Source organism: Mycobacterium sp. PDNC021 (assembly GCF_048282635.1).
Classification (GTDB): domain Bacteria; phylum Actinomycetota; class Actinomycetes; order Mycobacteriales; family Mycobacteriaceae; genus Mycobacterium; species Mycobacterium llatzerense.
Window position 1 is genome coordinate 1,094,089 of record NZ_CP182502.1, and the last position, 18,174, is coordinate 1,112,262.

20 protein-coding genes and 1 tRNA gene are annotated in these 18,174 nt (G+C 66.5%); 15 read left to right on the forward strand and 6 right to left on the reverse strand.

Annotation, left to right across the window (positions count from 1 at the left end):
* Nucleotides 1-7: 7 nt before the first annotated feature.
* Nucleotides 8-1,453: a carotenoid oxygenase family protein gene (locus ACNO8X_RS05115; protein WP_418004430.1), complete on the reverse strand. Its 1,446-nt coding sequence runs from the start codon at nucleotides 1,451-1,453 to the stop codon at nucleotides 8-10.
* Between the two features lie 70 nt (nucleotides 1,454-1,523).
* On the opposite strand from ACNO8X_RS05115, the gene ACNO8X_RS05120 reads away from it, so the two are divergent.
* Nucleotides 1,524-2,186 (forward strand): TetR/AcrR family transcriptional regulator, encoded by a 663-nt coding sequence (locus ACNO8X_RS05120; protein ID WP_418004431.1) that lies wholly within the window; start codon nucleotides 1,524-1,526, stop codon nucleotides 2,184-2,186.
* Here the strand turns inward: ACNO8X_RS05120 and ACNO8X_RS05125 are convergent.
* Nucleotides 2,183-2,941, reverse strand: coding sequence for an SDR family NAD(P)-dependent oxidoreductase (locus ACNO8X_RS05125; protein ID WP_418004432.1), 759 nt, complete (start codon nucleotides 2,939-2,941; stop codon nucleotides 2,183-2,185). The genes ACNO8X_RS05120 and ACNO8X_RS05125 overlap by 4 nt on opposite strands.
* Before the next feature lie 187 nt (nucleotides 2,942-3,128).
* Between ACNO8X_RS05125 and ACNO8X_RS05130 the strand changes: the two genes are divergently transcribed.
* The 3 genes from ACNO8X_RS05130 (at nucleotide 3,129) to ACNO8X_RS05140 (ending at nucleotide 6,547) form a co-directional block, all read left to right on the forward strand.
* The gene (locus tag ACNO8X_RS05130) at nucleotides 3,129-4,274 is read left to right on the forward strand and encodes a TIGR03364 family FAD-dependent oxidoreductase (RefSeq protein ID WP_418004433.1); all 1,146 of its coding nucleotides are present in this window, start codon (nucleotides 3,129-3,131) and stop codon (nucleotides 4,272-4,274) included.
* An 89-nt stretch (nucleotides 4,275-4,363) separates the two neighbouring features.
* Nucleotides 4,364-5,017, forward strand: coding sequence for a phosphonatase-like hydrolase (locus ACNO8X_RS05135; RefSeq protein WP_418005787.1), 654 nt, complete (start codon nucleotides 4,364-4,366; stop codon nucleotides 5,015-5,017).
* Between the two features lie 195 nt (nucleotides 5,018-5,212).
* On the forward strand, nucleotides 5,213-6,547 hold the full coding sequence (locus tag ACNO8X_RS05140; RefSeq protein ID WP_418004434.1) for an MFS transporter: 1,335 nt from the start codon (nucleotides 5,213-5,215) through the stop codon (nucleotides 6,545-6,547).
* Nucleotides 6,548-6,594: 47 nt separating this feature from the next.
* Here the strand turns inward: ACNO8X_RS05140 and ACNO8X_RS05145 are convergent, their stop codons facing one another.
* Entirely contained in the window at nucleotides 6,595-7,326 is a 732-nt protein-coding gene (locus ACNO8X_RS05145) for a GntR family transcriptional regulator (RefSeq protein WP_418004435.1), read from the reverse strand.
* A gap of 87 nt (nucleotides 7,327-7,413) precedes the next feature.
* On the opposite strand from ACNO8X_RS05145, the gene ACNO8X_RS05150 reads away from it, so the two are divergent.
* Together ACNO8X_RS05150 and ACNO8X_RS05155 are read left to right on the forward strand one after the other, a co-directional pair.
* Nucleotides 7,414-8,022, forward strand: coding sequence for a histidine phosphatase family protein (locus ACNO8X_RS05150; RefSeq protein ID WP_418004436.1), 609 nt, complete (start codon nucleotides 7,414-7,416; stop codon nucleotides 8,020-8,022).
* A gap of 9 nt (nucleotides 8,023-8,031) precedes the next feature.
* The gene (locus tag ACNO8X_RS05155) at nucleotides 8,032-9,051 is read left to right on the forward strand and encodes a phosphotransferase family protein (RefSeq protein ID WP_418004437.1); all 1,020 of its coding nucleotides are present in this window, start codon (nucleotides 8,032-8,034) and stop codon (nucleotides 9,049-9,051) included.
* On the opposite strand, the gene ACNO8X_RS05160 is transcribed toward ACNO8X_RS05155, so the two are convergent.
* Nucleotides 9,048-9,437, reverse strand: coding sequence for a lipopolysaccharide assembly protein LapA domain-containing protein (locus ACNO8X_RS05160; protein ID WP_260935479.1), 390 nt, complete (start codon nucleotides 9,435-9,437; stop codon nucleotides 9,048-9,050). The genes ACNO8X_RS05155 and ACNO8X_RS05160 overlap by 4 nt on opposite strands.
* 106 nt (nucleotides 9,438-9,543) lie before the next feature.
* Between ACNO8X_RS05160 and ACNO8X_RS05165 the strand changes: the two genes are divergently transcribed.
* From ACNO8X_RS05165 to ACNO8X_RS05185, 5 genes are read left to right on the forward strand one after another with little or no spacing between them, the layout of a single operon-like run.
* Nucleotides 9,544-10,509 carry an ABC transporter substrate-binding protein gene (locus ACNO8X_RS05165; RefSeq protein WP_418004438.1) on the forward strand — a complete coding sequence of 322 codons (966 nt, stop codon included), beginning with the start codon at nucleotides 9,544-9,546 and terminating at the stop codon, nucleotides 10,507-10,509.
* Nucleotides 10,506-11,615, forward strand: a complete 1,110-nt coding sequence (locus tag ACNO8X_RS05170) for an ABC transporter ATP-binding protein (RefSeq protein ID WP_418004439.1) — start codon at nucleotides 10,506-10,508, stop codon at nucleotides 11,613-11,615. The genes ACNO8X_RS05165 and ACNO8X_RS05170 overlap by 4 nt, the downstream gene beginning before the upstream one ends.
* A complete protein-coding gene (locus ACNO8X_RS05175; protein WP_418004440.1) occupies nucleotides 11,600-12,244 on the forward strand; it encodes an ABC transporter permease in 645 nt (214 codons plus the stop codon). The genes ACNO8X_RS05170 and ACNO8X_RS05175 overlap by 16 nt, the downstream gene beginning before the upstream one ends.
* On the forward strand, nucleotides 12,241-12,942 hold the full coding sequence (locus ACNO8X_RS05180; protein ID WP_082067979.1) for an ABC transporter permease: 702 nt from the start codon (nucleotides 12,241-12,243) through the stop codon (nucleotides 12,940-12,942). The genes ACNO8X_RS05175 and ACNO8X_RS05180 overlap by 4 nt, the downstream gene beginning before the upstream one ends.
* A 4-nt stretch (nucleotides 12,943-12,946) precedes the next feature.
* Nucleotides 12,947-13,549 (forward strand): putative glycolipid-binding domain-containing protein, encoded by a 603-nt coding sequence (locus tag ACNO8X_RS05185; RefSeq protein WP_418004441.1) that lies wholly within the window; start codon nucleotides 12,947-12,949, stop codon nucleotides 13,547-13,549.
* Here ACNO8X_RS05185 and ACNO8X_RS05190 read toward each other — a convergent pair.
* A complete protein-coding gene (locus ACNO8X_RS05190) occupies nucleotides 13,512-14,456 on the reverse strand; it encodes a prephenate dehydrogenase (RefSeq protein WP_418005788.1) in 945 nt (314 codons plus the stop codon). The two genes, ACNO8X_RS05185 and ACNO8X_RS05190, sit on opposite strands and share 38 nt — an antisense overlap.
* Nucleotides 14,457-14,550: 94 nt before the next feature.
* Here ACNO8X_RS05190 and ACNO8X_RS05195 point away from each other — a divergent pair, with 94 nt between their 5' ends.
* The 4 genes from ACNO8X_RS05195 to ACNO8X_RS05210 all read left to right on the forward strand — a co-directional run bounded on the left by ACNO8X_RS05195 (nucleotide 14,551) and on the right by ACNO8X_RS05210 (nucleotide 17,067).
* Nucleotides 14,551-15,069, forward strand: a complete 519-nt coding sequence (locus ACNO8X_RS05195) for a tRNA adenosine deaminase-associated protein (protein ID WP_418004442.1) — start codon at nucleotides 14,551-14,553, stop codon at nucleotides 15,067-15,069.
* Nucleotides 15,066-15,521 (forward strand): nucleoside deaminase, encoded by a 456-nt coding sequence (locus ACNO8X_RS05200; protein WP_418004443.1) that lies wholly within the window; start codon nucleotides 15,066-15,068, stop codon nucleotides 15,519-15,521. The genes ACNO8X_RS05195 and ACNO8X_RS05200 overlap by 4 nt, the downstream gene beginning before the upstream one ends.
* 58 nt (nucleotides 15,522-15,579) lie before the next feature.
* Nucleotides 15,580-15,670: transfer RNA gene (locus ACNO8X_RS05205), tRNA-Ser, on the forward strand.
* A gap of 278 nt (nucleotides 15,671-15,948) precedes the next feature.
* Nucleotides 15,949-17,067: an agmatine deiminase family protein gene (locus ACNO8X_RS05210; RefSeq protein WP_418004444.1), complete on the forward strand. Its 1,119-nt coding sequence runs from the start codon at nucleotides 15,949-15,951 to the stop codon at nucleotides 17,065-17,067.
* Between the two features lie 58 nt (nucleotides 17,068-17,125).
* Here the strand turns inward: ACNO8X_RS05210 and ACNO8X_RS05215 are convergent, their stop codons facing one another.
* The gene (locus ACNO8X_RS05215) at nucleotides 17,126-18,115 is read right to left on the reverse strand and encodes an IS481 family transposase (RefSeq protein WP_418002682.1); all 990 of its coding nucleotides are present in this window, start codon (nucleotides 18,113-18,115) and stop codon (nucleotides 17,126-17,128) included.
* Between the last annotated feature and the right edge of the window lie 59 nt (nucleotides 18,116-18,174).

Sequence of the window (18,174 nt, forward strand, 5' to 3'; positions counted from 1 at the left end):
TCGGCGATCAGGCGGTCGGCACCCAGTTGCCGTGGAATCCGGCCGGTACCCGGTGCGGAATCTTGATGCTCGCGACGTCCTCCAACGTCTGTGCGTCGAGGATCGCGAGCTCGCTGCGGTCGGTCGGCTGGTCGTAGACGTAGCCCATCAGCACCCCGTCGTCTTCGGCCGCGGTCGGCGATGACGGGTGGAAGACGAACTCGCCCAGCATCTTCCCGGCGCCGAAGAAGCGCGTTGCGGTGCTGCCGGCGATCAGGTCGTGCTTGAGCAGGGTGTCGCTGCCGCCCGCGCCTTCGCTGACGGTGGGTGCGTAGCCGTAGCGGTGGCGCTTGCCGACCAGGCGCTCGTCGAGGCGGGGGAACTCCTGCGGATGATCGTCGAAGCGTTCCTCGCGGACCTTGCCGTCGCCCAGGTCGACGGTCCAGCGCTCGAGGGTGGGCGACCCCTCGTTCGGCCCCAGCTGGTCGGTGTCGAACATCTTCGGGTGCCGCACGACATCGAGGATGATCGTGTTGTCGTCAGGGGAGTCGTACGCGTTCAGCGGGTGGAAGACGTAGCACGGCTCGACGTCGAACCAGCGGACGTCGGCGCTGCCGCCATCGCGCGGCATGACGCCAACGCGTGCCGGATATTTCGGGTTCCACGAGTACGGCATCCGGCGGTCCCGCTGGTTGAGGTTCGGCTGCCGGGCGGTGACGGGGTCGGGGATCTTGACCCGACCGATCAACGAGGACAACAGAAGTCGCGCGGGCACCCGCAGTGCCTTGGGCACTGCCATCTCTGTGACGATCCGGGCGTCGAACGTCACGGGCAGGTCGTAGAAGATCACGTGCCGCTCGGTCAGCGAGAAATCATGCATCATCGGGCTGCCGTGCACCTCGATGTCGACGGTGCGCTTGGCGCGACCATCGGTGCCGATCACTGAGTACTGCACGGTGTTGCCGCGCGCGAAGCTGTACGAAACAGCATGCAGCTCACCGGTTTCCGGGTCGCGTTTCGGGTGTGCGGTGTAGCCGCCGCTGAGGGTGCCGTCGAAATCGCAGACGCCGACGGTGTCCAACTCCTCGCTGAGTTCGTAGTTGGCCAGGCCGCCTTCGACCAGCGCCAGCGTCTTGCCTGCGTGGCCGAGCACGTTGGTGTTGGCGCCGATGCCGGACGGGCCGAAATGTCCTTCGGGGGCCGGCTCGCCCAACGTGTGGGCGGTCATCGGGCCGCGGACCCACCGGTTGCGGTACCACTCGGCCTTGCCGTCGCGGATGCGGACGCCATGGACCATGCCGTCGCCGATGAACCAGTGGTAGAGCTCCGGATCGATCTCGCCGATCGGGTTCGGGCCGTTGCGCAGATAGCGACCGTCGAGATAGTCCGGGATCGTGCCGGTGACGGTCAGGTCGGTCAGGGTGAATTCGTCGTGCAGTGGCGCGAACGCGCCTTCCAAGTAGCGGTTGGTCATCCCAGAACCTCCATAACAGTGTTATTGGCTGTGGTTACTGGTATAACACTGTTATGAGAGGTGCGCAAGGGTGAGCGATGAAATTCGTCGGCAATTGATCGAAGCCGGTATCGCGATTCTGGAGCGCGACGGCATCCAGGCGCTGAGCGTGCGCAAGCTCGCCGCCGAGGTCGGCACGTCAACCATGGTGGTGTACACGCACTTCGGCTCGATGACGGGCGTGGTCGACGCCATCGCAAGCGAGGCGTTCGACCGGTTCGCCCAGGTGCTGGCCGGGGTGCCGGAGACCGACGATCCGGTGGCCGACTTCATCTCGATGGGGTCCGTGTATCACCGCTTCGCGATGGACAAACCCCAGCGCTACCAGCTGATGTTCGGCACTGTCGCGCCGGCGGCACTGCTGACTCAGCGCAATGATCTGACCGTCACCGGGCACGCCGGAAGCTCGGACGCGTCGTTCCAGACGCTGCGTCGTTCGGTTCGCCGGATGATCGAGGCCGGACGTATTCGCGACGGCGATGACGCGGCGATCGCGGGCCGTATCTGGAGCGTCATCCACGGCGGCGTAATGCTGGAGATGGCAGGGTTTTTCGGCCATGAAGGGCACGGCTTGATGGAAATCCTGACGCCGCTCATCGTGGACGTTCTGGTCGGGATGGGTGACGAGCGCGCGCGAGTGGAGGCATCGCTGGCCGCCGCCATCAGTGCCTTGGTGGCGGCCAGATCCAGCTAGGCGAAACCGCCGTCGGCCCGCAAGATCGAACCGGTGGTGAAGCTCGATGCATCGGACATCAAAAACAGTGCGGCGCCGACGATTTCGCGCGGGTTACCGGCGCGTCGCAGAGGCAGTGACCGGAAGGCGCTGGACGTATCCGCACCCCAGGCCTTGCTGATGTCGGTGAGGAACGGCCCGGCCATCAGGGTGTTGACCCGCACAGTCGGGCCGAATGCCTTCGCGAAACCCTCTGTGAGCGTGTTCAATCCGGCCTTGGCGGCGGCGTACGGCAGCATGTAGGCATCGGGGCGCAGCGAGCCCGACGAGCTGATGTTGATGATCGACCCGCCGCCGTCGGCCACCATGCGCTCGCCGACCAATGCCGACAATCGGAACGGCCCCTTGAAGTTCAGGTTCACCACCGCGTCGAACAGCTTCTCCGGCACCGAGCCCAACGACTCGTACAGCGGTGACATCCCGGCGTTGTTGACCAGCACGTCGACCTTGCCGAACCGGGCATACGCGGCATCGACCAGCACGTCGAGCTCGTCCCAGCGTCCGACGTGCACCTGGTGGGCAAGCGCCGCGCGTCCCGTCGCCTCGACGATCTCGTCGGCGGTGGTCTGACACGACTCGAGGTTCCGGCTGGCGATGATGACGTCGGCGCCGCAGTGCGCCGCCGCGAACGCCATCTCGCGGCCGAGTCCGCGACTGCCCCCGGTGATCAGGACGACCCGGTCGGTGAGGTCGAAGAGTTCGTCGGCGTACCCCATGGCGGCTCCTTCGGTGCTGGGCCGGGTGCTGGTGCCCCATGCTGCCATGGCAGTCGGGATGTCACGGGCAGTGGGCCGACGGCGTCGTTTCCCGCGAGTTCACTCTCCGTTCTACTTATATATACGAGTACTGAATTCGCCATAACTTGTATTGACAACTGACCTGACGTGCCGCACTGTTGTTGCCATGCCAAATCAACGAAGCTACGACGTCGTCGTCGTGGGAGCCGGAATCGTCGGTCTCGCGCACGCCTATCACGCCCACCGCCGCGGGCTCTCGGTCGCCGTGGTGGACCATGCCGCGGGAGTGGTCGGCGCTTCGGTGCAGAACTTCGGTCATGCGTGCATCACCGCACAGGCCGGCCTCGCTCTCGACTACGCCCGAGTCGGCCGTGAGCACTGGCTCGACCTATCTCGGCAAGCCGGGTTCTGGTCGAAGGAGGCCGGTACGTACTGTGTGGCCCGCCATGAGGACGAGCTGGCCGTCATGCGTGAGTTCGAGGACGTCCGGCCCAGCGGTGACGTCCGGGTGCTCGACCGTCAGCAGATGCTCGAACGCGTCCCGGTGCGCGACCCGCGCGTGGTCGGTGGCATGTATCTGCCCAACGATCTACAGGTCGACCCACGTACCGCTGCGCCGTCCATCGCGCGTTGGCTGGAATCGGTGGGTGTCGAATTCCTTTGGCGTACAGCCGCATCCGGCTTCGAGCCGGGCATCGTGCACACCTCTCGAGGCCCGCTGCGCGCCGAGACGACCTTCATCACCGTCAACTACGACATCGACCGGTTGTTCCCTGAGCTCGCCGAACGCGATGGTCTGCTGCGCTGCCGGCTGCACATGATCCGGGCCAGGGTGCCGCTGGAGTTCGCGCTGCCCGCGCCGCTGTTCACCGGCTGGTCGCTGGTGCGCTACGCGGGCTTCGAGGACCTGCCGGGCGTCGGCGCCGTCGCGCAGCGACTGCGGGCCGAGCATCCCGACGCTTCCGACATCGATCTGCACCTGATGTACACACCGCAACCGGACGGCTCGCTGCTGATCGGCGACACCCACATCCGGGAAGTCGCGGCAGAGCCCTTCCAGTCCGAGCAGGGCTTCGACATCCTGCTCGACCACACCCGAAAGTTGTTCGGCGTCAACGATATCGAAATAGGCGAACGTTGGCAGGGCGTCTACTGCGCGGCCCCCGGGCAGGAGTTCCTCCTCGAGGAGCCGGTGGACCGCACACACGTCGTGACCGTCACCACCGGGATCGGCATGACCACGAGCATGGGCCTGGCGGCCGACAGCGTCGAACGCGCGCTGTCGGCCACGGGTATCCCGGCTGCTGTCTGAACCACCTCAAAACCCAATCACCACAACGGGAAAGGACCCGAGAAGTGACCAACCAATCAGCATCAGGAATCAGTCTGGTCGTGTTCGACATGGCCGGTACGACGGTCGAGGACACCGGCCTGGTACAGCAATCGTTCCTTGCCGCCGACAGCTACGCCGGGCTGTCGAAGACCGACGCGGACCGCGAGGAAATGCTGCGCTACGTCTCCGACACGATGGGGCAGTCGAAGATCGTGGTGTTCCGCCACCTCAGCCGCGGCAATGAAGAGCAGGCGCAGGCAGCCAACAAGGAGTTCGAGCGCTGCTACGCCCAGCTGGTGACAGACGGCCAGTGCAGCCCTATCCCGCAAGCCGAAGATGTCATTACATCTTTTCGATCCGCGGGCATCAAAGTCGCGCTGACCACCGGCTTCGCCAAGGAAACCCAGAACGCCATCATCGATGCGCTGGGCTGGCAGGGCATCGCGGACGTGGTGCTCTGCCCCCAGCCCGGGGTCCGCGGCCGTCCCTACCCCGACATGGCGCTCAAAGCCCTCATGCAAACCGAGACCGATTCGGTGCGGTCGATGCTCGTCGTCGGTGACACCTCATCGGACGTCATCACCGGATTGCGTGCCGGTGCGCGCGCATCCGTCGGCGTCCTCACCGGTGCCCACAACGCCGCTCAATTGGCCGAGGCCGGCGCCACTCACATCGTGGACAGCGTCGCCGACCTGCCCGGTTTGGTGGCCGGCTTGGGCTGATTCCGACGATATTCTCCGCGGCGGTCTGGTATCGCACCCTCGGTCCCGACCGCCGCCATCTTCGCCGCCTCTGCTTCTCGCTTCAAAACTCTTGCCTCGCCGACGATCTCAATGCCGCGATCCGCGCCTCCAGTCGGCCCTTGTGCTTTCCCACACCCCGCATTCTCGAACCGCACCCAGTGGAAGTGAACAGCCATGTCGCAGACCGTGCTCTCCAAGTCGCGCACCACCAATCCGATGTACGAACGCTGGCGTATCCGCATCTTCGCCATCACGTGGATCGCCTATGCCGGTTTCTATTTCACCCGTCAGGCGTTCTCCGTCGCCAAACTCGGCATCCTCGAAGACCCTGTCCTGCACGTTCACCTGACCAAGAGCGTCCTGGCCGATCTCGACGCCGCTTACCTCACTGCCTACGCCGTCGGCCAATTCGTCTGGGGACAGGTCTCTGATCGGTTCGGCCCACGGGTGGTCGTGCTCGGCGGCCTGGCCATCTCGGCGATTGCCACCATGTTCATGGGCCTGCTACCGGCAGTGGTCTTTCTGCTGCCGTTGATGGTCGTGCAAGGGCTGGCGCAGTCGACCGGCTGGTCTGGCACATTGACCAACATGGCCCAGTTCTTCTCCATCGGGGAACGCGGCCGCGTTCTGGGACTGTGGAGCACCAACTACGCCTTCGGCGGCCTGGTCGCCGCACCGGTGGTCGGGTGGTTCGCCTACCACGTGTTCGGCAGTTGGCGCGCAGCATTCTTCAGCGGTGCGGGCATCGTCGCCGTCGTGTTCGTGCTGTTCTTGGTCTTCCAGCGCAACCGGCCCGAAGACATCGGCCTGCCGCCGATCGAGGAGTACCGGGCAGCGCAGGACGCCAAGGAGGGTATCGAGCTCGATGACTCCCATGCGGTCGAGGCCATTGCCGAGCCCAGCTCGACCTGGCGTGAGGCGCTCGCCGTGGTGCTGAAGGATTCGATGGTGAGAACCCTTGGGGCAGCGTACTTTCTGCTCAAGCCGGCGCGCTACGCGATCCTGCTGTGGGGCCCTGTGATCGTCGCCGAGCGGCTGCACGACAGTGACAAGTTCACCGCCGTTGCTGTTCCGGTGGCGTTCGGCGTCGCCGGCATCGCCGCCCCGATCCTGCTGGGCCGCGTCTCCGACAAGGTGTTCAAGGCCCGTCGGATACCCGCAAGTGTGATCAGCCTGGGCCTGCTGGTTGCGTCGCTCGCGCTGTTCGCGCCGCTGACTGCGACCGGCAACGTCTGGGTCATGGTCGTCGTGCTCGGCATGATCGGGCTGACCGTCTACGGTGCCGACGCCATGATCTCGTGTGTCGCGGCCGTCGACTTCGGGACCACAAAGCACGCCGGCACCGCCACGGGCATCATCAACGGCTGCGGCTCGGTCGGCGCGATCCTCGGCGGCCTGCTGCCGGGCTACCTGAGCACCTCGACGCTGTTCTACGGCTTCGCCGGAGCCGCGTTCATCGCGCTGCTGCTGCTGGTCCCGCACTGGGGCCGGATGCCCGCGGCCGACTAGGCAACCGCGCACAGTCCCCCGCGAGTTCGCTTGCGGGGGACTGTGCGTCAGATACGGACGTCGATCGTGCGCGCATTGACGATGCTGAAGGCCACCACGTCGGGCCGGTAGCGGTCGTCGGAGTATTCGAACGCCACCCCGAACTGGTCGCGTGAGGTCCGACGCTCACGCAACAGGGGACTGCCCAGCTCGATGTGCAGATTCTCGGCATCGACGCCGTCCGCGGCGACAGCGTCCAGCACGTGCTCCATGGCCTCCCAATGCACACCACGGTCGGTCAGATAGTCGGTGATCGATCCGGAGTCGGTGTCGAACTCGAACAGCAGCGAACCCACCGCGTCGGTGAAACTGCTCCGTTCGATCATCGCCGGCTCGCCGTCGAGCAGTCGCACGCGCAGCACTTCGACGACGAAGTCGTCGGTGGTCAGGCTGAGCGCGGCGGCTGCGGTCTCGCCGGCGCGTCTGCGCGAGACCTCCAGGGTCCGGCTCCCTGCGGTGCGGCCATTGCGTTCGGCCCACTGGGTGAACGGCGTGAACGTGTCCAGCGTCTGGCGGACGTCGTGGCTGCGGACGGTGGCGGGCTTGCCCCGCGAAATGCGGATCAGGCCTTCGTTTTTCAGTGTCGCGAGGGCCTGACGGACCGGCCCTCGGGATACGTCGAACTCCGCGCACAGCGCGCTCTCGGCGGGCAGTGACTCACCGATCTGGTACTCGTGTCGCGTGATCCGTTGCCGCAGCACCGCCGCGACATGCTCATGGCGCGACTTGGAGCCGACCATTGGTGTACCACCTCTCGGTGTCTTGTCATGACAACTTAGCTGCATAGTATTGCCCGTCAGCGCACAACCGCTGTGGAGGAAACCGCTATGCAACTGCTTCTGATCCGTCATGCCCTGCCGCTGCGCAATGAGCCCGGCGAAGGTGCCGACCCCGACCTGTCCGAGGAAGGCATCGCCCAGGCCGGCCGGCTGCCCGACGCGCTCAAGCGGTACCCGATCACCCGGCTGATCAGCAGCCCGCAGAAGCGCGCCATCCAGACCGGCCAGCCGATGGCGGACGCGCTCGGGCTGCCCATCGAGATCGATGACCGGCTCGCCGAGTACGACCGCGACATGGAGCAGTACATCCCGATCGAGCAGATCGCGGCCGAGCACCCCGAGGAGATGGCCCGGCTGATGTCCGGCCACCTGCCCAGCAGCGTCGACGAAGACGCGTTCCTGGCCCGCATCGCCGAGGCCATCGCCGACATCGCGAGCGAAGCCGAGGCCGACGACACCGTCGCGATCTTCAGCCACGGCGGCGTCATCAACGGGCTGCTGCACGACATCCTGCCGACCGAGCGCATCCTGTCGTTCCAGGTCGACTACACCGGCATCACCCGGCTGCTGTCCTCGCGCAGTGGCCGGCTCGCGGTCGCCGGCGTCAACAGCGTCGACCACGTGTGGGACCTGCTGCCGAGAAATCAGCGGTGGTAGACAGATCGGGTGACCAGTCTCGACGGTTTGGATCTGACTGCCCTCGACGCGCACCTGCGTGACATCGGGGTGGCCCGCAGTGGTGAGTTGCGTGCTGAGCTGATTGCCGGGGGCCGGTCGAATCTGACGTTCCTGGTGTTCGACGATGCTGCCAAGTGGGTGTTGCGCCGGCCGCCGCTGCACGGTCTGACGCCGTCGGCGCATGACATGGCTCGTGAGTACAAAGTCGTTGCGGCGCTGGAGGGTACGACGGTGCCGGTGGCGCATGCGGTGACGATGCGCAACGACGATTCGGTGCTGGGTGCGCCGTTCCAGATGGTTGATTTCGTGCCTGGCCGGGTGGTGCGGTATTCGGCGGAGCTGGACGCGCTGGGGGATCAGCAGGCCATCGACGCTTGCGTGGAAGCGCTGATCACGGTGTTGGCCGATCTGCATGCCCTGGATCCGGAAGCTGTCGGGCTGGGGGACTTCGGTAAGGCCAACGGGTATCTGGAGCGGCAGGTGCGGCGTTGGGGTTCGCAGTGGGATCTGGTGCGGCTGCCCGACGATCCGCGCGATGCCGATGTGCGTCGGTTGCATGGCCTGCTGGCTGAGAAGCTGCCGCCGCAGAGCCGGGCGGCGATCGTGCACGGGGACTACCGGATCGACAACACCATGCTCGACGCCGTCGACGCCACGAAGGTGCGGGCGGTGCTGGACTGGGAGATGTCGACCCTGGGGGATCCGCTGTCGGATGCGGCGTTGATGTGCGTCTACCGGCACCCGATGTTCTCGATGGTGCATTCGGATGCGGCCTGGTCCTCGGACAAGATTGCGCCGATGGACCAGCTGGCCCAGAAGTACTCGGTTGCGGCCGGGCAGCCTTTGGATCATTGGGAGTTCTATCTGGCGCTGGCGTACTTCAAGCTGGCGATCATCGCGGCCGGTATCGACTTCCGGGCCCGGATGGCCGCCGGCGGGGCGGGCCACGACGACCCCGTCGGTGAGGCCGTCGCGCCGCTGATCGCCGCCGGGCTGGCGGTCCTTTAGAGCCCGGCCTTCAGGTTCTTCTTCGCGGCCAGCCGCAGTTGCAGGATCCTGGTGGTGGCGACCGCGAAGGTCAGCAGGCCGCCGGCGATCGCCGCGAGCAGGATGGTCACGCCCAGTTGCACCTGGTGCAGCTTCCAGCCGAGCAGGACGATGTCGACCGGGGTGTCGTTCTGGATGACGAACACCAGCAGCAGGATCAGGATCAGGAAACCGAGAACCAGCGCTGACCACAGGGCCGCCGTTCGGGTGAACTTCACCGCCGACTCGGGAGTCTTGGGCGACTTCGACGATTTGGGCGACTTGGGCGCCGCAGGTTCGGCGTGGGTGGGCGCGGCCTCGGGCGTCGGCTCGGTCGGCTCGGGGGTCGACGCGTGATCGCTACTCATAGCCACCATCTTGACTGTTCTGCGGGCAGGATGCCGGGAACTGCGGCACCAATTTTCGAATAACGCTAGGGTCGGCCTGAGTGCACGACGCCGAAAGGACGTTCGGATGGACTTTGGGGGAGCCGGGGCGCGCACTGCCGCACCGCGCAGACTTCTCGCCGCTCTGGTCCTGCTGCTCGCTGTCCTGCTGACCGGATGCGGCAGCGCCAATCCCCTCGGCGGGGGCAGTATCTCGGGTGATCTCAAGTCGATCGTGGTGGGGTCCGCCGACTTCCCCGAGTCGAAGATCATCGCCGAGATCTATGCGCAGGCATTGGCCGCCAACGGCTTTACCGTCGGCCGGCAGTTCGGCATCGGCAGCCGCGAGACGTACGTCCCTGCGGTGAAAGATCATTCGATCGACCTCATCCCCGAATACACCGGCAATCTGCTGCAGTACTTCGATCCGAAGACCACGGCCACGGCCGCCGATGACGTCGAATTGGCGCTGGCGCGAGCGCTTCCCGGCGATCTGTCGATCCTGACCCCCTCCCCGGCCGCCGACACCGACACTGTGGCCGTTTCGGCGGAGACCGCCAAGAAGTGGAACCTGAAAACCATCGGTGACCTGGCGCAGCATTCTGCCCAGGTGAAATTCGGTGCGCCGTCGGAATTTCTGCAGCGGACCGAAGGCCTCCCGGGGCTGAAGGCCAAGTACGGCCTCGACATCGCACCGGTCAACTTCATCGCCATCAGCGACGGCGGGGGACCGGCCACGGTCCGGGCACTGGTCGACGGAACCGTCACCGCGGCAGATATTTTCAGTACCTCGCCCGCCATCGTCCAGAACAACCTGGTGGTACTCGACGATCCGAAGCACAACTTCCTGGCCGCCAACGTGGTGCCCCTGGTGGCGTCGCAGAAGAAATCCGATCTGCTCAAGACGGTGCTGGATGGCGTCAGCGCGAAACTCACCACGAAAGCGCTGATCGAGATGAACACCGCGGTATCCGGTAACAGCGGTGTCGACGCGGACCAGGCCGCGAGAAAATGGGTGCAGGACAACGGGTTCGACAAGCCGGTGAGCCGATGATCACGTTCGACAAGGTCACCAAGAGCTACGGCAGCGCCGTCGCTGTCGACGAGCTGAGCCTCGAGATCGCCGAGGGCACACTGTCGGTGTTCGTCGGGCCGTCCGGCTGCGGCAAGACCACCTCCATGCGGATGATCAACCGGATGATCGACCCGACATCCGGCACCTTGACCGTCGACGGTGCCAACGTCGCCACCGTCGACCCGGTGCGGCTGCGCCTCGGCATCGGGTACGTGCTGCAGAGCGCCGGGCTCATGCCGCACCTGAAAGTGGTGGACAACGTCGCCACCGTGCCGGTGCTGAAAGGCGAATCACGCCGCAGCGCAAGGAAAAAGGCGCTGGGTGTGTTGGAGCGCGTCGGACTCGACGTCAAGCTCGCCGACCGCTACCCGGCCCAATTGTCGGGCGGACAGCAACAGCGGGTCGGGGTGGCCCGGGCGCTGGCCGCCGACCCGCCCATCCTGCTGATGGACGAGCCGTTCAGCGCGGTGGACCCCGTGGTTCGTGAAGATCTGCAGGCCGAAATCCTGCGGCTACAAAGCGATCTACGCAAGACCATCGTGTTCGTCACGCACGACATCGATGAAGCCGTCAAACTCGGCGACCGTGTCGCGGTGTTCGGACCTGGCGGCACGCTGCAGCAGTACGACGCACCGCAGCGGCTGTTGTCCAACCCGGCCAACGCATTCGTCGCCGGATTCGTCGGTGCCGACCGCGGCTACCGGGGCCTGCAGTTCCGCGACACGACCGGACTTCACCTGCGCGACATTCGTACCGTCGCCGAACCCGCGGTCGACGCACTGGAACTCGGCGACGGCCAATGGGCGCTGGTGGTCAACGCCGACGGCACCCCGTACGCGTGGATCAACGCCGACGGGGTGCGCCTGCATCGCATCGGAAAGTCCTTGTACGACAGCACCATCGCCGGTGGCTCACTGTTCCGACCCGACGGCACCCTGCGACTGGCGCTGGACTCGGCGTTGTCGTCCCCGTCCGGGCTGGGGGTGGCGGTCGATGAGCAGGGCCGCGTGATCGGTGGCGTGGGCCTCGATGATGTGATGGCTCTCATCAAGAGCCGTAAAGGCCCCCAATGCGATACCTGCTGACCCACCTCGAGACCGCTTGGGTGCTGACGCAGATTCACCTGCGGCTGGCCCTGCTGCCGTTGTTGATCGGGGTGCTCATCGCGGTACCACTGGGTGCCTATGTGCGGCAGCGGCCACGGCTGCGGCGGGTCAGCACCATCACAGCCAGCATCATCTTCACCATCCCGTCGTTGGCGCTGTTCGTGGTGCTGCCGTTGATCATCCCGACGCGGATTCTCGACGAAGCCAACGTCCTGGTCGCCCTGACGCTGTACACCGTGGCGCTGCTGATGCGGACGGTGCCCGAAGCGCTCGATGCCGTCCCGGCGGAGACCCGGGAGGCGGCCACCGCCATCGGCTACCGGCCACGCACCCGCTTCTTGAGAATCGAACTGCCCCTGGCGATTCCGGTCCTCACGGCCGGGATGCGCGTGGTCGCCGTCACCAACATCTCGATGGTGTCGGTCGGTTCGGTGATCGGCATCGGCGGGCTCGGCACCTGGTTCACCGAGGGCTATCAGGCCGACAAGAGCGACCAGATCGTCGCCGGCATCATCGCGATCTTCGTGCTGGCAGTGGTCGTCGACCTGCTCATCCTGGCCGCCGGCCGCCTGGCCACGCCATGGACCCGGGCGAAGGCACCGGCATGAACTTCCTGCACCAGGCCCTCGCCTACATCTTCACCGCGGCCAATTGGACCGGCCCGGCGGGCCTCGGCATGCGGATGCTGGAACACCTGGAGTACACCGGCATCGCGGTGCTCTGCAGTGCCCTCGTCGCCATTCCCGTGGGCATGTACGTCGGGCACACCGGCCGCGGCACGGCCCTGGTGGTCGGCGGCGTCAACGCCTTGCGCGCCCTGCCCACCCTCGGTGTCTTGCTGCTCGGCGTCCTGCTGTGGGGCCTGGGCCTGCTGCCACCGACCGTCGCCTTGATGCTGCTGGGCATTCCGCCCCTGCTGGCCGGGACGTACGCCGGGATCGCCAACGTCGATCCGGTGGTGGTCGACGCCGCCCGCGCCATGGGCATGACCGAGCGCCAGGTACTGCTGCGCACCGAGGTGCCGAACGCCATGCCGCTGATCGTCGGCGGGCTGCGGACCGCGACGCTACAGGTGGTGGCCACCGCGACTGTCGCGGCCTACGCCAGTCTGGGTGGGCTCGGACGGTTCTTGATCGACGGCATCAAGGTTCGGCAGTTCTATCTCGCGCTGGTCGGCGCCCTGCTCGTGGCAGTGCTCGCCCTGGCTCTCGACGCCGCGTTGGCGTTGGCGGTGCGGGCATCGCGGCCGGGACCGTCCGGACTTGCCATCGCGGCTGCAAAGCCGGGCCTTCGTCGCCTACGGTAGACGGGTGAGCGCAGCCCAGTCCGATGCCACCGAACCCGCCTGGCCGGCGATTCTGACCTGGCGCGCGCAGGATGTGTCGCGCATGGAGTCGGTCCGGGTCCAGTTGTCCGGCAACCGGATCAAGGCCTATGGCCGGATCGTCGCCGCTGCCACCGACATACATCCCGCGTTCAGCGCGTCCTATGACCTGGTGACCGACGAAAGCGGCGCGACCAAACGGCTGTCACTGACCGTGACCCTCGCGCAGCGCGAGCGGCAGCTATCGATCGCCCGCGACGAAGAGAACATGTGGCTGGTGCAGGACCACCAGAACCAGACGCGCCGCGCCGCCTACAACGGAGCGCTGGACGTCGACGTGGTCTTCAGCCCGTTCTTCAATGCGCTGCCCATCCGGCGTACCGGGCTGCACAACCGCACCGCGTCGGTGTCGCTGCCCGTCGTCTACGTCCGGGTGCCGGATCTGACGGTCGAATCTGTGACCATCGGCTACACCAGCGCAGGTCCCGGCAACCCGATCAAGCTGGACTCGCCCGTCGCCGACACCTCCATCACCGTCGACGACGACGGCTTCATCCTCGGCTACCCCGGACTGGCAGAGCGGATCTGATCACCCCACCGGCCCGGCCCTGCGCGGCCAGCTCTTCGCGCCAGCCGTCGGCCCCGATGGTCGTCGTCATGATCTGTGGCCGGGGGAAGTTGTCGTAGCGGACCCGGGCGGCATGGCCACCGTCCACCAGCTCAGCCACCGATTGGGCCTCGACGAGCGACGAGCGGGCCTGGCTCAGCAGCTCCATGGCCCGGTCCAGCATGACCGTCAGCTCGGCGGCGTTGGCCTCGCACATGGCCCGGACCAGGTCGGGTGCGGTGGCCGCGACCCGGGTGCCGTCCCGGAACGAGCCCGCGGCCAGCGCGAACGCCAGCGGGACCTCGCCGGCCGTCGTGGCCAGTGCCTCGGCGAGCAGATGTGGCAGGTGGGAGATCGCGGCGGCCGCCGCGTCGTGTTCGTCGGAGCGGGCCGGCACGATCACCGCGCGGCAGTCCAGCGCCAGATGCATCACCTGGGCCCAGACCTGTGGGTCGACGTGATCGTCCACGCTGACCACCCACGGCGCGCCGGCGAACAGATCGGCGGCACCGGCCGTCCAGCCAGAATGCGCAGTGCCGGCCATCGGGTGTCCGCCGACGAATTTGTCGAGCAGGCCGTACTCCTGAACCTGTTGCAGCACATTGCCTTTGACGCTCACCACATCGGTGAGCGGGCAGTCCGCCGCAGTGTCGCGGATGTGCTCGAGCATGATCGGCAGCGCGGGCACCGGCACCGCCAGGACGATCAGCGCCTCGCTCAGCGCGGCACGTTTCAGGGCGGCAGTGAGGTCGTCGGTCGCGTCGAAGCCGTCTGCCGTCGCAGACTTCACCGCATCGATGGAGCGGTTGTATCCGAAGACCTCGCGGCCCGCGGCCTGCCCGGCCCGCATCAGCGAACCGCCGATGAGGCCCAAACCCAGCACACACACCGGAGTTGTCACCTTCCAAGGTTTGCACACTGCCCAGGCCGGGTACATATGGGACCGCTGGTCAAGTTGCAGAGCGCGGACTAGCGTTATCTGCATGGGAGTACAGCGCGCGCAGGCTCAGCAGCAGGTGGCCGATCTCCCCGACGGCTTCGGTGTCGCGGTCGTCCGGGAGGACGGCGCATGGCGTTGCGCGCCGCTGAAGCGCTCGGCGCTGGTGGACCTGACTGCCGCTGAGACTGAACTTCGTGAACTCCGTTCTGCCGGTGCGGTTTTCGGCCTACTGAATGTCGACGACGAGTTCTTCGTGATCGTCCGCCCGGCCCCCTCCGGTGCCCGGTTGCTGCTGTCGGATGCCACTGCGGCGCTGGACTACGACATCGCGGCCGACGTGCTGGAGAAACTCGACGCCGACCTGAGCCTGGAAGAGCTCGAAGAGGACGACCCGTTCGAGGAAGGCGACCTCGGGCTGCTGGCCGATTTGGGTCTGCCCGAGGCGGTGCTCGGCGTGATCCTCGCCGACGACGAATACGCCGACGAACAACTCAGCCGCATCGCCCAGGAGATGGGCTTCAACGACGAACTCGTGGCGGTATTGGACAAGCTGGGGCGGTGAGCTCCGCTGATGAACGGCTGATCCGGCTGGCGCTGGAGGCCGCCGAACTGGCCGGAGCCGACGACGTACCGATCGGTGCGGTGGTCTTCTCGGCAGACGGGGTAGAGCTGGCCCGGGCGGCCAATGCCCGCGAATCACTGGGGGACCCGACCGCGCACGCCGAAATCCTCGCGCTGCGGGCGGCCGCCGCGGTGCACGGCGACGGCTGGCGGTTGGAAGGCGCGACCCTGGCGGTCACCGTCGAGCCGTGCACCATGTGCGCCGGCGCGCTGGTGATGTCCCGCGTGGCGCGGGTGGTGTTCGGAGCCTGGGAACCCAAGACCGGCGCCGTCGGCTCGCTGTGGGACGTCGTCCGTGACCGCCGGCTGACGCACCGGCCGGAGGTCCGCGGCGGGGTCCTCGAGGCCGAGTGCGCGGCGCTGATGGAGCAGTTCTTCGCCCGCCAGCGGTAGGACCGCTGGTCAGAGCCCGATTAGGGCAAGGCAGCCTGCGGCCGGTAAGCTGCCACACGGTGGCGTGTCCGAGCGGCCTAAGGAGCACGCCTCGAAAGCGTGTGTGGGGTAACCCCCCACCGAGGGTTCAAATCCCTCCGCCACCGCCATAAGCCCCTCACCTGTCACCGCAGGTGAGGGGCTTTTTTGCGAATTTTCCCGGCCTCGGGTTTCGCGGCTGCCGGCCGATCGCGAGCTCCCGGGATCCTGTTGGAACGTACGTGAGTGCAATCGTGGTTGCGATTTGCGGTGGTTTTTGCAGTCAGGGACCTCTGACGCCCGGAAGAAGTACCTGGGTTCAGTCGGGGTAGCTCTGCGCGCTTGGCGATTGACGCCATGGATTTCTCGGGCCGAGTTTTCTCGTCCCATCCGAGCTAGCGTCAACCGCATGATGCGGCGACGGCTCCTGCAGGCGGGGATGGCGGCGATAGGGGCGGTGGTGCTCGCCGGTTGCGAGGAGACGGACTCGTCGGCGCCGCCTTCGGCACACAAAGACGACACCGGCCCGTGGGTGATGCCGGACGAGGGCGACCCGCACAAGCGAACGTGGATGGCGTTCGGGGCCAGTGAACGGATCTGGGGACGACGGCTGCTGCCGCAGGTGCGTCGCGACCTCGCGACCATCGCGACCACGATCGCCCGGTTCGAGCCGGTGTCGATGCTGGTGCGCTCGGAAGAGATGGACCTGGCGCGCGAACTGATCGGAGCGTCGAACGTCGAGCTGATCGCCGCCCCGATCGACGACCTGTGGATCCGCGACACCGGCCCGGTGTTCGTGAAGGGCGCCAGTGGTTGGGGTGGGGTGGACTTCAACTTCAACGGCTGGGGCGGCAAGCAGGAGCACCGGCGCGACGGCAAGGTCGCCGAGTTCGTGGCCGCGCGCGCCGGCGTGGCGACCGTGCACACCGACCTGGTGCTCGAAGGCGGTGGCATCGAGGTCGACGGCCAGGGCACCGCGATCATCACCGAGAGTTGCGTGCTCAACGACAACCGCAACCGCGGCCGGGCCAAGCACGATGTCGAGACAGAACTCAGTCGTGTGCTCGGGGTGCAGAAGGTGATCTGGCTGCCGGGTATCGCCGGGCATGACATCACCGACGGCCATACCGATTTCTACGCGCGCTTCGCCAGCCCCGGCGTCGTCGTCGCCGGCCTCGACACCGACCCGAAGTCTTTCGATTACGACGTCACCCGTCGTCACCTGGACGTCCTGCACGCGGCGACCGACGCGCACGGTCGACAGCTACAGGTCGAGGTGATCGAAGGCCCGTCGACGGTGCGAGAGAAGTTCGAGGACGACGACTTCGCCGCCGGCTACATCAACTTCTACGTCTGCAACGGCGCGGTGATCGGGCCGGAGTTCGGCGACGCCGAGTCGGACGCTGCTGCCAAGGCCACCCTCGAACGGCTCTTCGCCGGCCGTCAGATCGTCCAGATCAACATCGACGCCATCGCCGCCGGCGGCGGTGGCATCCACTGCACCACTCAGCAGGAACCCACCCGCTGATCCTTGAAACACAAAGGCCAGACACCCCAGCGGGGTGCCTGGCCGGTGTGATCACGGACTAGCTGTACTGACCTGAGAGGTTAGGTACGCGGCTGGCGGGTGGTTGACCGCCCAGTGCGGTGTGGCCGCGGTGGTGATTGTAGGTGTGTAGCCATCGGGGGTACTCGGCGCAGCGTTCGGCGTCGCTGGTGTAGAGCCGGGCGTAGGCCCATTCATCGGCCAAGGTGCGGTGAAATCTCTCCACCTTGCCGTTGGTCTGGGGCCGGTAGGGACGTGTTCGGCGGTGTTCGATGGCCCCGAGTGCGTCACGGAACGCGTGAGATCGATAGCAGGATCCGTTGTCGGTCAACACCTTCGACACCGTGAACCCGCATTGGTTAAACCATGCGTTGGCCCGGGCCCAGAACGCTGACGCTGTCTCTTTGCGCTCGTCGGCCAGGAGCTCGGAGTAGGCCAGCCGTGAGTAGGCATCGATCGCGGTGTGCAGGAAGTGATGGCCCTTGATCGGGTGACCGTGCTTGCTGACGCGTCCGGAACTCTTATCGGCGCGCGTGTTGTGATTGCCTGCGGTTCGGCCCAGCATCCGCCAGCCCCCGCCGGCAGGAATTTTGCCCAGCTTCTTGACGTCAACATGCACCAGTTCGCCGGGTCGCGCGGCGTGAATTCTGCGGATCACCGTGCCGGTGGGCCGGTCGAGCCAACGCAACCTGGCCACCCCGTAACGGGTTAGCACCCGGTGCACGGTCGAGGGATGAATTCCCAGCAGATAGCCGATTCGTGCTGGCCCCCAACGCCGGATGACCCGCACTTTGATGATCCGGCGCTCGGTACGAGTCGGTGTCTGGTTGGGGCTTCGCTGTGGACGTGAACTGCGATCGACCATGCCGGCTGGGCCCTGCTCGCGGTAGCGACCCGCCCAACGCGCCGCTGTGGTGACCGCGACTTGGAATCGCTCGGCTGCGCGGCGCAGCGACCAGCCGTCCTCGACGACACAACGGGCCAAGCGCAGACGACCAGTTTCCGACAGCGGAGCATTACGGTGGGACACGAAGACCTCCGAGATTGAGTTGGTGCGTTCCTAGACAGCTCGCACTTCACTCGGAGGTC

Coding starts and splice junctions, on each gene's coding strand:
- ACNO8X_RS05115 (WP_418004430.1), bottom strand. CDS start 1,453: ATGACCAACCGCTACTTGGAAGGCGCGTTCGCGCCACTGCACGACGAA.
- ACNO8X_RS05125 (WP_418004432.1), bottom strand. CDS start 2,941: ATGGGGTACGCCGACGAACTCTTCGACCTCACCGACCGGGTCGTCCTG.
- ACNO8X_RS05130 (WP_418004433.1), top strand. CDS start 3,129: ATGCCAAATCAACGAAGCTACGACGTCGTCGTCGTGGGAGCCGGAATC.
- ACNO8X_RS05135 (WP_418005787.1), top strand. CDS start 4,364: ATGGCCGGTACGACGGTCGAGGACACCGGCCTGGTACAGCAATCGTTC.
- ACNO8X_RS05140 (WP_418004434.1), top strand. CDS start 5,213: ATGTCGCAGACCGTGCTCTCCAAGTCGCGCACCACCAATCCGATGTAC.
- ACNO8X_RS05145 (WP_418004435.1), bottom strand. CDS start 7,326: ATGGTCGGCTCCAAGTCGCGCCATGAGCATGTCGCGGCGGTGCTGCGG.
- ACNO8X_RS05150 (WP_418004436.1), top strand. CDS start 7,414: ATGCAACTGCTTCTGATCCGTCATGCCCTGCCGCTGCGCAATGAGCCC.
- ACNO8X_RS05160 (WP_260935479.1), bottom strand. CDS start 9,437: ATGAGTAGCGATCACGCGTCGACCCCCGAGCCGACCGAGCCGACGCCC.
- ACNO8X_RS05165 (WP_418004438.1), top strand. CDS start 9,544: ATGGACTTTGGGGGAGCCGGGGCGCGCACTGCCGCACCGCGCAGACTT.
- ACNO8X_RS05170 (WP_418004439.1), top strand. CDS start 10,506: ATGATCACGTTCGACAAGGTCACCAAGAGCTACGGCAGCGCCGTCGCT.
- ACNO8X_RS05175 (WP_418004440.1), top strand. CDS start 11,600: ATGCGATACCTGCTGACCCACCTCGAGACCGCTTGGGTGCTGACGCAG.
- ACNO8X_RS05180 (WP_082067979.1), top strand. CDS start 12,241: ATGAACTTCCTGCACCAGGCCCTCGCCTACATCTTCACCGCGGCCAAT.
- ACNO8X_RS05195 (WP_418004442.1), top strand. CDS start 14,551: ATGGGAGTACAGCGCGCGCAGGCTCAGCAGCAGGTGGCCGATCTCCCC.
- ACNO8X_RS05210 (WP_418004444.1), top strand. CDS start 15,949: ATGATGCGGCGACGGCTCCTGCAGGCGGGGATGGCGGCGATAGGGGCG.